General features: G+C 65.2%; 17 protein-coding genes. 10 read left to right on the forward strand and 7 right to left on the reverse strand.

Features of this window, described 5'->3' with window-relative positions; all coding sequences use genetic code 11:
* Positions 1 to 3 precede the first annotated feature (3 nt).
* Genes IM701_RS02195 through flgB form a run of 7 tightly spaced genes read right to left on the reverse strand, consistent with a single transcriptional unit; the run spans position 4 to position 4,287 of the window.
* Positions 4 to 744, reverse strand: a complete 741-nt coding sequence (locus tag IM701_RS02195) for a flagellar basal body L-ring protein FlgH (protein WP_193827654.1) — start codon at positions 742 to 744, stop codon at positions 4 to 6.
* Between the two features lie 5 nt (positions 745 to 749).
* Positions 750 to 1,538, reverse strand: a complete 789-nt coding sequence (gene flgG / locus IM701_RS02200) for a flagellar basal-body rod protein FlgG (protein WP_039336161.1) — start codon at positions 1,536 to 1,538, stop codon at positions 750 to 752.
* Between the two features lie 18 nt (positions 1,539 to 1,556).
* Positions 1,557 to 2,309 carry a flagellar basal body rod protein FlgF gene (locus IM701_RS02205; protein ID WP_039336159.1) on the reverse strand — a complete coding sequence of 251 codons (753 nt, stop codon included), beginning with the start codon at positions 2,307 to 2,309 and terminating at the stop codon, positions 1,557 to 1,559.
* A gap of 26 nt (positions 2,310 to 2,335) precedes the next feature.
* Positions 2,336 to 3,163: a flagellar hook-basal body complex protein gene (locus tag IM701_RS02210; protein ID WP_193827655.1), complete on the reverse strand. Its 828-nt coding sequence runs from the start codon at positions 3,161 to 3,163 to the stop codon at positions 2,336 to 2,338.
* A gap of 18 nt (positions 3,164 to 3,181) precedes the next feature.
* On the reverse strand, positions 3,182 to 3,526 hold the full coding sequence (locus IM701_RS02215; protein ID WP_039336156.1) for a flagellar hook assembly protein FlgD: 345 nt from the start codon (positions 3,524 to 3,526) through the stop codon (positions 3,182 to 3,184).
* Positions 3,526 to 3,936 (reverse strand): flagellar basal body rod protein FlgC, encoded by a 411-nt coding sequence (gene flgC, locus IM701_RS02220; protein ID WP_039336154.1) that lies wholly within the window; start codon positions 3,934 to 3,936, stop codon positions 3,526 to 3,528. The genes IM701_RS02215 and flgC overlap by 1 nt, the downstream gene beginning before the upstream one ends.
* Before the next feature lie 3 nt (positions 3,937 to 3,939).
* Complete coding sequence (flgB, locus tag IM701_RS02225; RefSeq protein WP_062345831.1) at positions 3,940 to 4,287, reverse strand: flagellar basal body rod protein FlgB; 348 nt, start codon at positions 4,285 to 4,287, stop codon at positions 3,940 to 3,942.
* 216 nt (positions 4,288 to 4,503) lie between these two features.
* Here flgB and IM701_RS02230 point away from each other — a divergent pair, with 216 nt between their 5' ends.
* From IM701_RS02230 to IM701_RS02275, 10 genes are all read left to right on the forward strand, one after another.
* Entirely contained in the window at positions 4,504 to 5,226 is a 723-nt protein-coding gene (locus tag IM701_RS02230) for a MotA/TolQ/ExbB proton channel family protein (protein ID WP_193827656.1), read from the forward strand.
* A complete protein-coding gene (locus tag IM701_RS02235) occupies positions 5,223 to 5,684 on the forward strand; it encodes a hypothetical protein (protein ID WP_193827657.1) in 462 nt (153 codons plus the stop codon). Before IM701_RS02230 ends, IM701_RS02235 begins: the two co-directional genes overlap by 4 nt.
* A 54-nt stretch (positions 5,685 to 5,738) precedes the next feature.
* A complete protein-coding gene (locus tag IM701_RS02240; protein WP_039336148.1) occupies positions 5,739 to 6,263 on the forward strand; it encodes a flagella basal body P-ring formation protein FlgA in 525 nt (174 codons plus the stop codon).
* 108 nt (positions 6,264 to 6,371) lie between these two features.
* Positions 6,372 to 6,671 carry a flagellar biosynthesis anti-sigma factor FlgM gene (gene flgM / locus IM701_RS02245; RefSeq protein ID WP_039336146.1) on the forward strand — a complete coding sequence of 100 codons (300 nt, stop codon included), beginning with the start codon at positions 6,372 to 6,374 and terminating at the stop codon, positions 6,669 to 6,671.
* Positions 6,671 to 7,018 (forward strand): hypothetical protein, encoded by a 348-nt coding sequence (locus IM701_RS02250; RefSeq protein WP_052242566.1) that lies wholly within the window; start codon positions 6,671 to 6,673, stop codon positions 7,016 to 7,018. Before flgM ends, IM701_RS02250 begins: the two co-directional genes overlap by 1 nt.
* Positions 7,019 to 7,100: 82 nt before the next feature.
* The gene (locus IM701_RS02255) at positions 7,101 to 7,994 is read left to right on the forward strand and encodes a lytic transglycosylase domain-containing protein (RefSeq protein ID WP_230487765.1); all 894 of its coding nucleotides are present in this window, start codon (positions 7,101 to 7,103) and stop codon (positions 7,992 to 7,994) included.
* A gap of 3 nt (positions 7,995 to 7,997) precedes the next feature.
* Complete coding sequence (locus tag IM701_RS02260) at positions 7,998 to 10,106, forward strand: flagellar biosynthesis protein FlhA (RefSeq protein WP_193827658.1); 2,109 nt, start codon at positions 7,998 to 8,000, stop codon at positions 10,104 to 10,106.
* Positions 10,103 to 10,837 carry a sigma-70 family RNA polymerase sigma factor gene (locus IM701_RS02265; RefSeq protein ID WP_062345823.1) on the forward strand — a complete coding sequence of 245 codons (735 nt, stop codon included), beginning with the start codon at positions 10,103 to 10,105 and terminating at the stop codon, positions 10,835 to 10,837. The genes IM701_RS02260 and IM701_RS02265 overlap by 4 nt, the downstream gene beginning before the upstream one ends.
* Before the next feature lie 66 nt (positions 10,838 to 10,903).
* Entirely contained in the window at positions 10,904 to 11,884 is a 981-nt protein-coding gene (locus tag IM701_RS02270) for a nitronate monooxygenase family protein (protein ID WP_039336138.1), read from the forward strand.
* Positions 11,881 to 12,663, forward strand: coding sequence for an SDR family oxidoreductase (locus tag IM701_RS02275; RefSeq protein WP_193827659.1), 783 nt, complete (start codon positions 11,881 to 11,883; stop codon positions 12,661 to 12,663). The genes IM701_RS02270 and IM701_RS02275 overlap by 4 nt, the downstream gene beginning before the upstream one ends.
* Positions 12,664 to 12,666 lie beyond the last annotated feature (3 nt).

The raw sequence follows: 12,666 nt of genomic DNA on the forward strand, positions 1-12,666 counted from the left end.
CCTTCAGAAGGGCGAAATCGCGTTGAAGAACTTCGAAAGCCAGCCTTCGCGGCTTGCCCGGCCGACCGACCCGTTGCCGGTGTATTCAACCCGCGCATCCGCGACCTGGCTGGAAAGAATGCGGTTCTCCTGATCGATGTCACCAAGGCGCACGATGCCCGAGAACTGCACCCACTCCTGTCCCTGGCTCAGCATCATGCGCTTTTCACCGCGTACCAGTGCCGTGCCATTGGACCTCACTTCCGCGATCGTCACCGCAACCTCGCCGGCAAGCGTGCTCGTCTGCGAGGCATTGCCCTGACCATTGAACGACGAACCGCCCGAAGCATTAAGGGCGCTGGGCTTGATGAACGACAGCGGGCCGGTGGTTGGCGGTGTCACGGAGAACTGGCCGGACTTCTGCGTCTTCGATCCGGCCGTCTTGGCGCTGGTCATGTTCTCGACCAGCATGACCGTGACCAGATCGCCCACCTCATGGGCACGGCGGCCCTCGACAAAGCCGGTGTAGCCGGCGCTGGCATTGAAGATCGAACCAGCGGTCGGTGCTGCGGTCTGGACCGGCAGAGGCGGCGCGACCACCGGCTCGAAGCCTTTCTTGGGCTTGGCGGCAGAGGCCGGCTCCATGCCGAAAACGACAGCGGCGGCCACCAGCGATCCCACCAGCAGCGCGCGCAGGGCGGTTCGGCGGCGGCGAGGGCTGCCGAAGCGTTCGGGGGTGAAATGGCGATCGAAGGGCGTTTGCATCGGTGTCACAGAGTCTGGTTCGCGTTCTGGAGCATGTCGTCGACGGCCGAGATCATCTTGGAATTGATCTCGTAGGCGCGCTGGCATTCGATCATGTCGACCAGTTCCTCGACCACGTTGACGTTCGAACCCTCAAGGTAGCCCTGGCGAATGTTGCCGCGTCCCAGTTCTCCCGGAACGCCCACCTGTGCCGCGCCCGAGGCTGCGGTTTCCTGCAGGAAGTTGTCACCCATCGACCTGAGGCCGCCCGGGTTGGCAAAGCTGGCGACGGTGATCTGGCCAAGCTGCGCGGGCTCGTTCTGCCCGGCAATGGTTGCAGATACGGTGCCGTCATTGGCGATGGTGATGGCGCTCGCGCCCTCGGGAATGGTGATCGCGGGGTTGAGCGGATAGCCCTGCGCGGTCACCAGCACGCCTTCCGCCGAGCGCGAGAAGTTTCCGGCGCGTGTGTAGGCCAGCTGTCCGCCCGGCATCGTCACCTGAAAGTAGCCGTCGCCATCGAGCGCAAGGTCGAGCGCGTTGCTGGTGCTTTGCAGCGTGCCCTGGCTGTCGATGCGGGTGGTCGCCTGCACGGCAACGCCGGTGCCGAGGTTGAGGCCCGTGGCATAGGCGGTCTCGTTCGACGATTGCTGACCCGCCACGCGCGCGTCCTGATAGGCAAGGGTGGCGAAGTTGGCGCGGTCGCGCTTGAAGCCGGTGGTGCCGACGTTGGCAAGATTGTTGGCAATCACGCGCATCCGCGTGTCCTGTGCCTCGAGACCGGTGCGGGCGACGTGAAGAGCTGAGCTGGGCATCGTGGGTTACCTTTGCGATCAGGAAATGCGCATCAGCGATGCGCTGGATTCGTCGACTTCCTTGGCCTGGGCGACGACCTTGGTGCGCATGTCGAACAGGCGCTGGGCTTCGACCATCTCGACAAGGATGCGGGTGGGATCGACATTGGACTGTTCAAGGCTGCCGACCATCAGCTTGGCCTCTTCGTCCTGCGGCAGGATGCCGGGCTGGCCATTCTGGCCGGGGACGCGGAACAGGCCATCAAGGCCTTTCTCGATCCTGCTGCCGGTGGTCGATGCGATCTTGATGCGCCCGACCAGCTGGGGGGGCTGGTCGGGCGTCTCGGGATTGGCGACGGAAACGCCGCCATCGGGGGAAATCGTGACCTTCGAGCCGAGCGGAACGGTGATCGGCCCGTTTTCGCCGATGACCGGTCGGCCATCGCCGTTTTCCAGAACGCCGCCCGCGCTGACCGCCAGATCGCCGCGCCGCGAATAGGCTTCGCTGCCATCTTCTGCCTGCAGTGCAAGCATGGTGTCGCCGGTGAGCGCAACGTCGAGCGGCTTGCCGGTGGAGATCAGCGTGCCCTGCGCCATCGACGATCCGCGCACTTCGCCTTCGGTCATTGCCCGCGCTTCGAGGCTGGGGCCCTTCAGTGTCATCGGCGTGGCGGTCAGCATCTCGGCGCGAAAGCCGATCGTCTGTGCGTTCGCCATGTTGCTGGCGATCACGCGCTGGCGCACGGTCGAACCGGTCATGCCGGAATAGGCGGTGTAGATCAGGCGGTCCATCGGTCAGGCTCCGGGAGCGTTCAGGATCAGCTTTGCAGCTGGATCACCGTCTGCGAGATCTGCGTTGCCGTATCGATCGCCTTTGCGTTGGCCTGGAAGTTGCGCTGCGCGGTGATCAGGCTGACCAGTTCTTCGGCGATGTCGACGTTCGAGCGTTCAAGAGCGCCCGAAAGCAACGAGCCGTACTGACCTGTGCTGGGCTGGCCAAACGTTGGGGCACCCGAGATGCCGGTCGTCACCCAGTTGGACGAGCCGACCTGCTTCAGCCCTTGCGGCGCGATGAAGCTGGCCAGAGCGACCTTGCCGATGATCACGTTGGAACCATCGGCGTACGAGGCGGTCACGGCCCCATCGTCGCCCACGGTGATGCCGGCGAACTCGATCGGATTGCCGTTGGCGTCGGTTCCGTTGGTCGCTGGGATCAGCGCATCGGCAGGGGTGGCCGAGGTGATCGTGCCCACCGCATCCGTCGGGAAAACCTGCAGCCGGTTGCCCGAGCCATCGCTGATGTATCCTGCGCCATCGACCGTCAGGCTGCCGTTGCGGGTAAACAAGGTCTGGCCGGTGACGACATTTTTCGTGGTAAAGAAGCCATCGCCGTTGATGGCAAGGTCGAGCGCCGAACCCGTCTGCTCGACCGGACCGAGCGCGAAGTTCTGGTTGATCGATTCCACCGCCGCGCCGATGCCGACGACCAGCTTCGGGTTGGTGAAGGCGCTGCCCACCACGATGTCGGCAAACTCGGTGCGGCTCTTCTTGAAGCCGGTGGTTTCGGCATTTGCGATGTTGTGGCTGATTACGCCAAGATCGGTCTGGGCATTCTTGAGGCCGTTGAGCGAGGTGTAGAAGGACATGCGCGTCTCCTGCGGGGCTTAGGCGTTGGTCGAGGTCGAAGTGGGCTGGCTGGCCAGTAGTTGCGCCACGGTGCTGTTCAGCGTGTCGAGCTTGGTCGCGATGGCGGAAAGCGTTTCGGACTGCCCGGTAATGGTGCCGAGCGAGTCCTTCATGTCGTTGAGGTTCGACAGCGACGAGAACTGCGCCAGCTGGGCCAGCATCTGGGTGTTGTCGACCGGCTCGGTCGGGTCCTGGTTCTGCAACTGCGTGGTCAGCAGCTTGACGAAGTCCTCCGCGCCCATTGCGCCCCAGCCTTGGCCGGCTTTCGAGGAGGTAGTGGCGCCGTTGACGCCGGTGCTGGAAGTGACGGAAGCGATCGACATTATTTCATCCTCATCGTTTCGAGCATGAGCTGCTTTGCGGTCTGCATCGCCTCGACCACGTTCTGGTACTGGCGCGAGCTTTCGAGCATCTCGACCATCTCGGCGTTCTCATCGACCGGTGCGGTCCAGACATCGCCATTGGCATCGGCGAGCGGGTGGCCCGGATCGTGCTGGCGAATGGGCGTGGCGTCCGAGCGCTGGACTGCGGCAACGCGCACGGTCGAAAGGCCATTGGCCTGATCGAGCTGCTCGGCAAAGACCGGACGCAGGGGGCGATAGGCCTCCTGTTCGGTCGTGGTGACGGTTCCGGCATTCGCGAGATTCGACGCGGCGGCGTTCATCCGCACGAGTTGCGCCGACATCGCCCGGCCGGTGACCTGGAACAGGGTAAGGGGAGTGCTGCCAGCCATGGCTTATTCTCCCTTGATCGCGCGGGTGATCGTCTCGACCCGGCCCTTGAGGAAGTTGAGCGTGGCCGAGTATCCCACGGCATTTTCGGCAAATGCCGTCTGTTCGGTCGCCATCTCCACCGTGTTGCCATCAAGGCTCGGCATTACCGGCACGCGGAAGCGCGTGGCCGAGGCGATCGCCTTGTCCTCGCTCATGCCGGCGGTGCGGGCCTTGAGCGCAGCTGCGAAGTCTATGTCCTTGGCCTTGAAGCCGGGCGTCGCGGCATTGGCGATGTTCGAGGTCAGCAGGCCCATGCGTTGCGAACGCAATTCCAGCGCCGCGCCGTGAATGCCGAAAAGGGAGTTGCTCATGGGGTTGCCTTCACTGGCTGTCGAAACTCTGCCGGTGTTTCAGCAAGGGGCGTGCCAATTGCCCGAAGGCGCCGGAAACCGGCACCATTCGAGGTACTGGCAGGCGATGACCGGCAAGGGCTTGCCGGATGGCGGCAGAAACGCGCCCGTCGCTTTGCAACAGACTGAAATTCCAGAAGGCGCGGCCGTTCTCTTGTGACAGGAGACGTTCCGCTCATGCCACCTGCCCTTCTTTTCGACGGCCTGTCATTGTCGATTGTCCTTGCCGGAACTGCGCTGGCCACCGTGCTGCGCTCGGGCCGGCATGAACTGGTGGTCACTGGCCGGGCCATTGCCGGACTGTTTGCGAAGCGCTTCTCTTCTGTTCAGGCCAAGGCTGATCTTGCCGCACAGGTTTCGGCAATCCGCCGCGATGGGCTGCTGCGCGCCAGCACCAGCGCGATCGGCGATCGCGAGTTCGACGACGTGACCGACGTGCTGATCCGCTCGCGCTCGCTCGATGCCTTGATCGAACGACACCATGACCATCGCCGCAACAGGATCGCGGCAGCCAACGCGGCTGTCCGCACATTGGCCCAGGCCGCCGAACTCGGGCCGGTGTTCGGCATGGTCGGCACGCTGGTCTCGCTCAGCCGCCTGCCCGCGACCGGGCTTGAACAAGGCGCACTCAGCGGCGCGATCTCGATGGCCGTGCTGACCACGCTTTATGGCCTGCTGCTGGCCAATCTCGTGCTTGCGCCCCTTGCCCGGGCGGTTGAGCGGCGCTCCCAGGACGAGGAACGGCACCGACAGGAGGTGATCGACTGGCTCTCGGCGCAGATCGAACCGGCCTTGCCATCCTCGCTGCACCCAACATCGGTATCTCTGGTATCCGGCGCTTCGCATGGGCACGGCCATGGAATGCGCCCCCAGCACGGCCATGGCGGCACCGCCGCATGATCGTTCGCGCCGGAACTGGGTGGCAATACGCCCTTGCCGACCTTTCCCTGATCCTCTTTCTCGCCACTGCTTCCGCGCTTTCCCAGGCAGGTGACAAGGCTCACCAGTCGGCCACTGCCGTCCTGCCCGTTGCCGCTGTTTCCGAAAGCGAACCCGTTGCGGTCTGGAGCGCGGGCAGCAACGCGCCACCCTTGGACACATGGTTGGGGCAGGTCGCCAAGGATCCTCGGCTCGAGGTGCGGATCGTCATCCGATATACTGGCGACAGCCGCTCAGCAGCGATGGCGCAGGCGGCGCAATTGGCTGAGAGTGGCGGCCCGCGCGCAAGTCAGGCGCGCATCTTCGTTGAGCCCGGCCAGCGTGCGGGGGCCAGCGTGACGCTGGTCTACACCAGCGAAGTCTCGGCCAGGCGGCAGACCAACGACGCGGCCCGTCCGGTGATCCAGTCTGGAACCTAGGGCTCTGGCACGATGATTGCTGGGCATGGGCATCTCCAGTCAGGATGCCTGAAAATGACCAATCGTAATCCTCTTGCCAGTACCCTTGTCGCCAGTGCGATCATTGCCTGCGCCGCTGCTGCGCCCTCTTCGGCGCAGAGCTCTCCGTTCCACGATCTCGTTGCGATCGACCGCGCCGTGGCGGCTTTTACCGGCGCCGGTATCGGTGAGCCAGGTGGCGCAACGCTGCCGGTTGACCGCCGTCTGCGCCTTGCTGCGTGCCGCTCGCCCTTGTCGCTAGACTGGCAGGGCAACCGGCAGGATACAGTTCTCGTCCAATGTCCCGATGCCGGAGGCTGGCGGCTTTTCGTGGCGCTATCCGGCAACGCCCGGCAAGCTCCTGCCGCTGCACCGGCAATCTCGCGCGGCGAAGCGGTAACGATCACTGCAGCGGGCGAGGGATTCTCGGTCGCGCAGTCAGGCGAAGCTTTGGATTCGGGTGCCTTGGGCAGCTGGATCCGCGTGCGGACCAGTGCTCGCGCCACCCCGATCCGCGCGCGTATCGAGCGGCCCGGCCTTGTCGTCGTGCCTATCGACTGACGCCTGCGATCGCCAATTTTAACAAACCGGCAAAAATTTTCCGCTCCCGCCCTTAAGAGATCGGCAAGACCACCGTTCTTGCCTGTATCAAACGCTAGGAGCGGAACCATGTCACCTATTGAAATCGGTGCATCGCGCCCGGTTGGGCCGGTGCAGGTCAGTACGCCCAAGTCCACGAAGGCTGCAGTGGCGGCCCCGACCGTCGACAATGCCCCCGTTGCCGATGCCGGCGCAGCTGCACAGATCGAACGCTCTGTCGCACTCGACGCAGGGCAGGCCGCGCCGGTCGATGCCGAGCGGGTCAAGGACATCCGGCACGCCATCGAGACCGGAAACTACCCCATCATCCCCACCAAGATCGCCGACGCCATGATCGCGGCCGGCATGCTGCTGAGGACTGCACAGTAATGGCCACCTCTACCGTTGCTCGCCCATCGGACCTTCGCGAGACGCTTCGGCAGATGCTTGCCGTCCTGCAGCAGGAGCGGCATGCGCTTGCCGGGCTCGATCTCGACATGATCATGGGCTGCGCGTCGAACAAGGCGGATCTGTGCGGCACGCTCGCCGATGTCGACCAGACCCTGGTGGACGAGGAATGCCGTGGCCTTCTTGAAGCCGCGCGCCGCCAGAACGAGGCCAATCGCAAGGTCCGCAACCTGATTGCGGCCAATGTCTCGGCCCGTCTCGACGCGCTTTCGGGATCGGCGCCGCTCTACCGCGCGAACCCGCAGGTCCACCGCCTTCGCACGGCCTGATTTCCGGGCGCTCCCAAATTGGCACGCCCCTTGCTGAACGCTCTCCGACACGCCGCCAACCTGCGGCCGGAAGGACAGTTCAGTGAGTTCAGCCGAGACCTTTGCCTTACCCCAATCCCCGGCCGCCATCAGCGGAGCCGGGGTAAGCGTGCGTGGGGCGATTGCCGGGGCCGCGCAGGCTACGGGCACCGACTTTGCCTATCTCATGGCGCAGGCCAAGCTGGAGTCGAGCCTCGATCCGTCCGCCCGGTCGCGCACATCGAGTGCTTCGGGGCTCTACCAGTTCACCACCGGAACCTGGCTGCGCACGCTCGAAAAGCATGGCGCCGAACACGGCCTCGCCTGGGCCAGTGACATGATCCGCAGCGGCGCGGCGAGCGATCCTGCTGCCCGCGCCCAGTTGCTTGCACTGCGTTTCGATCCGCAAGTCGCCGCAACGATGGCGGGTGAGCTGGCGGGCGACAATGGCGATTACCTGAGCGGGGTGCTCGGCCGACAGCCTGACCATGCCGAGCTTTACCTCGCCCATTTCTTCGGAGCCGAAGGGGCAGGGCGCTTCCTGACCGCCCTGGGCAACGATCCCTCGCAATCGGCGGCCGCCTTGCTGCCTTCGGCAGCGGCTGCCAATCGCTCCACCTTCTACGACCGCAGCGGATCGCCGCGCTCGGTCAGCGACGTCATGTCCCTTATCCGCAACCGCATGGCAGCAGCCAGCGAGGGTGCAAGCGGCGACGAAGCGCTGCAATGGGCCGCGAGCTTGGGCGTCACCCCGGCCACGGCGCAGGCGCAGCAATTCACCGGCGGACCGATCGCCCGCGAATTCCAGAGCGCGGCGGCAGGTAGAGGCAATCCTGTGCCGGCGGCAGCCAGCTCGATGGCCGATACACTCAAGCAGGCCTTCGCCCTCAACGACGGCGCATCGGCGCCCGCGCATGTGCGGCAGGCCTATGGCCGCCTTTCGGCAATGGGGCTCTAGGCCATGCTGAAGCGCTTCGGCTCCCCCGCCGCGATGGCCTTGCCCGCTGGTATCCTCATGCTCATCGTCCTGATGGTCGTGCCGATCCCGGCCATCCTGCTCGACGTATTCTTCGTGCTGAACATGGCGCTTTCGGTCGCCATCCTGATGGCGGCGATGAATGCTGAAAAGCCGCTCGATTTCTCGGCGTTCCCCTCGGTCCTGCTGTTTGCCACGCTGCTGCGTCTGGCACTCAACGTCGCATCCACACGCATCGTGCTGGTGAATGGCCATGAGGGCGGCGCGGCAGCAGGCCACGTCATCGAGGCCTTCGGCGCATTCCTGATCGGCGGCAACTTTGCGGTCGGCCTGTTCGTCTTCATGATCCTGATGATCATCAACATGGTCGTCGTCACCAAGGGCGCGGGCCGCGTCTCGGAAGTGTCCGCCCGCTTCACGCTTGACGCCCTGCCGGGCAAGCAGATGGCGATCGACTCCGATCTCGCCGCTGGCCTGCTCACGGCCGATGAAGCCAAGGCACGCCGCCGCGAAGTTGCGACCGAGGCCGATTTCTACGGCTCGATGGACGGTTCGTCCAAGTTCGTGAAGGGCGATGCCATCGCCGCGCTGCTGATCCTGGGGGTGAACATCATTGCCGGCTTCTGCCTCGGCATGATCAGCCACGGCCTGACCGCATCCCAGGCCGCAGAGTTCTATATCACGCTCGCCATCGGCGATGCGCTGGTGGCCCAGGTCCCCTCGCTCCTGCTCTCGATCGCCGCTGCCGTGATCGTCACCCGCGTGTCGGACAGCCGCGACCTTACCGGCCAGATCGGCGGCCAGTTCGCCAACCCTGCCATCTGGCTGCCCGTTGCCGTGATCATGGGTGCGATCGGCGCAATTCCGGCGATGCCGCAGATCGTGTTCCTGCCTGCCGCCGCGCTTGCCGGTTGGCTGTGGTGGGCGCTCAAGAAACGCGCCGAACGCCCGGTGGTCGAGCCTGTCGTCGCGCCGGAGCCGATCGATCCCAACCGCATCACGCTCGAGGATGTCAGCGACCACACCCTTGTGACCATCGAGATGGGCTATGGCCTGATCCATCTGGTCGACGAAAGGCGCGGCTCGCCGCTGGTCGCCAGGCTCACCGGCGTGCGCAAGCAGCTCAGCCAGGCCTTCGGCTTCATCGTTCCCCAGTTCCGCGTGCGGGATTCGCTGGAACTTGGCGCCAACGCCTACCGCATCCTGCTTGGCGGCGTGCCCGTCGGCGTTGCCGACATGCGCCCGGACAAGATCCTCGCCATCGATGCGGGCGACGCCAGTCCCGACCATGGCCTGCGCGGCGAAGCCACCCGCGATCCCAGCTTCGGCTGTCCTGCTATCTGGATCGATCCGGCGCAGCGCGATCTGGCCATTGCCGAGGGTTTCCTCACGGTCGATGCCAGCACCGTGGTCGCCACTCATCTCAATCAGGTTCTGGGCGACCGTCCCTCGGCGCTGCTCGGCCCTGACGAGGTCAAGGCCATTCTCGAGGGCGTCAAGGAACGCGCCGCGGGCCTTGTCGAGACGATCCATCCGCAGCCGATGTCCCTTGGTGCGCTTACCCGCCTGTTCCATGCCCTGCTCGACGACGGCATCTCCATCGCCCACCCGCTCCCGATCCTTTCGGCCTTGAGCGAGGCACTGCAGCAGACGAACGACCACGATCGCTTGGTGGACCTGCTGCGCGCAGACCTTGGTGCCATGATCGTCGGGCGCATTTGCGGTCCTGACGAGTGCCTGCCTGTCGTCACGCTCGAAGCCGGGCTCGAACAGATGATCGTTGGCGGAATGCACGATCCTGCCACCGGCCAGCCGGTGATAGAACCCGATCTCGCGCGCGGCATCGGCGAGCGCATCTCCACGCTGATCGCCGAGCGCGGGCCCGCCGCGCCGTCGATTGCCCTGATCGTTCAGCCCCGCGCCCGCCGCCCGCTTGCCGCATTGCTGCGCCTGCGCGCGCCGAACTGCTTTGTCATGTCGATTTCCGAACTGCCGCCTTCGCAGCCGATCGAGGTCATCTCGGTCATCGGCGGAGAAGCACCGCCGCAACCTGCCCGTCCAGAGCTGCCTATCCCTGAGGGACTTGCCGCATGAAACACGACCATCGCGGTTTCGCCGCCGCCCGCGCCTATGCGAAGAACGAGGCCGCCGACAGAATCCGCCGCTTCCTGCCGCTGGTGAAGCGCCTTGCCTGGCACGTCCACGGATCGGGCCGAGCCGGGATCGAGATCGAGGACCTCATCCAAGCCGGCCTTGTGGCGCTGACCGAATGCGCCCAGCGCCACGATGGCCCCACCGAGGATGGCTTTGCCGCCTATGCCAAGCTGCGCGTGCGTGGCGCCATGGTCGACCTTGTCCGCCGCTCGACGCCGCTCTCGCGCTCGGCGACCGAACGCCGCCGGCTTCTGCGCGAGAAGACCACGGCGCTGACGAACGATCTCGGTCGTCCGCCCAGTGATGCCGAACTTGCCGCTGCCATGGGCCTGACCGAGCGCGAGCTGGCAGACCAGCAGGCCGCCGACGAACCCCTGCGCTTCGAAACCATCGACGATGCCTATTCCGACAGCAACGCTGCCTTTGCTGACGATCGCCCGGATGCCTTCGCCATGCTCGCGGATGACGAGATGCGCGGCGCGGTAGCGTCGGCGGTCGCCGACTTGCCGGAGCGACTTCAGATGATCATTCAGCTCTACTTCGTCGAGGAACTGAACCTTGCCGAGATCGCCGAAGTCCTCGGCGTCAGCATCCCGCGGGTCCACCAGTTGAAGGCCCAGGCGCTTGACAAGCTGCGCGCCTCGCTTGGCGAAGGCTACGATATTCTCTGACCCCGCTTGCCAAGTTCCCTGAGTCAGTTTAACCGATCAGTTAAACGTGCTTTGGGAGAGGCAGGAATGGCGATCAGGACCCGTATCACCGAAATGCTCGGCATCGAGCATCCGATCGTGCAGGGCGGCATGATGAATGTCGGCTATGCCGAACTGGCGGCTGCGGTCTCGAACGCCGGTGGCCTCGGCATCATCACGGCGCTGACCCAGCCCAGCCCGCAAGCCTTGCGCGAAGAGATCGAGCGCACCCGCGCAATGACCGGCAAGCCCTTCGGCGTGAACATGACGATCTTTCCGACCGTCAATTCGCCGGACTACAAGGCCTATGCCCAGGCGATCATCGATGGCGGCGTGAAGATCGTCGAAACGGCGGGCACGCAGGCCGTCCGCGAGATCTGGGAAATGCTCAAGCCGCACGGCGTGACGATCCTGCACAAGTGCACCGCCGTGCGCCACGCGCTTTCTGCCGAGCGCGCCGGGTGCGACATCATCTCGATCGATGGCTTCGAATGTGCTGGCCACCCCGGAGAAGACGACATTCCGGGCCTGATCCTGATTCCGGCGGCTGCCGACAAGGTGAAGATCCCGCTGCTCGCCAGCGGCGGCTTCGGCGATGGGCGCGGCCTTGTCGCGGCGCTTTCGCTCGGCGCCGAGGGCATCAACATGGGCACCCGCTTCTGCGCGACGGTCGAGGCGCCGATCCACGACAACGTCAAGCAGGCCTATATCGACAACGACGAGCGCGGCAGCTTCCTGATCTTCCGCAATTTCAAGAACACCGCCCGCGTCGGCCGTAGCGAAGTGTCCGAAGAAGTCGTCCGCCGCCTGTCGAAGCCCGATGCGAAGTTCGAAGACGTGCAGGAACTGGTCAACGGCCGCGCCGGCAAGCAACTGCTCGAGACTGGCGACTTGTCCAAGGGCGTGTTCTGGGCGGGCATGGTGCAGGGCCTGATTCACGATATCCCGACCTGCCAGCAACTGATCGACCGCATCGTCGGCGATGCCGAAAGCATCATCCGCGGTCGCCTCGGGGGCCTGCTGGCATGAAGATCGATGGTTCGATCAGCGCTGTCGTCACCGGGGGCGCATCCGGGCTCGGCCGCGCGACAGCACAAGCACTGGCCGCGGCGGGCGTGAAGGTCGCGGTCTTCGACGTCAACGAGGAGCAGGGCGAAGCCGTGGCTCAGGCCATCGGCGGCCTGTTCTGCAAGGTCGACATTACCTCGGAGGACTCGGTCGTCGCAGGCTTCGCCACGGCGCGCGCGGCCCACGGGCAGGAGCGCGTGTGCGTCCACTGCGCGATGACCCATCGCAAGGGCAAGACCGTCAGCCGCAACCGCGAGACCGGCGAGTTCACAAGACTTTCGACCGAGGACTACGAGTACGCCGCGCAGGGCATCCTGATTGCCAGTTACCGCATCGCCTCGCTCTCGGCGCTGGGCATGGCGAGCCTCGAACCGCTCGAAGACGGCGAGCGCGGTTCGATCATCCTGACGGCCTCGGTTGCCGCGCAGGACGCGCAAGTGGGGCAGGTCGCCTATGGCTCGCTGAAGGCCGGGGTCAACGGCCTCGTCCTGCCGATGGCGCGCGATCTGATGGACCTCGGCATTCGCGTCAACGCGATCATGCCGGGGATCTTCGGCACGCCACTGCTGGGCCGGCTGCCCGACAAGGTGCTCGACAGCCTCAACGCTTCCGTCCCGTTCCCCAAGCGCCTCGGCAAGCCCGAGGAGTTCGCCAGCCTTGCCATGGAACTGGTCCGCAACAGCTACTTCAACGGCCAGGCGATCCGTCTTGACGGCGCGATCCGCATGGCCCCCCGCTGAGGA

Source organism: Novosphingobium sp. ES2-1 (assembly GCF_015169775.1).
Taxonomy (GTDB): domain Bacteria; phylum Pseudomonadota; class Alphaproteobacteria; order Sphingomonadales; family Sphingomonadaceae; genus Novosphingobium; species Novosphingobium subterraneum.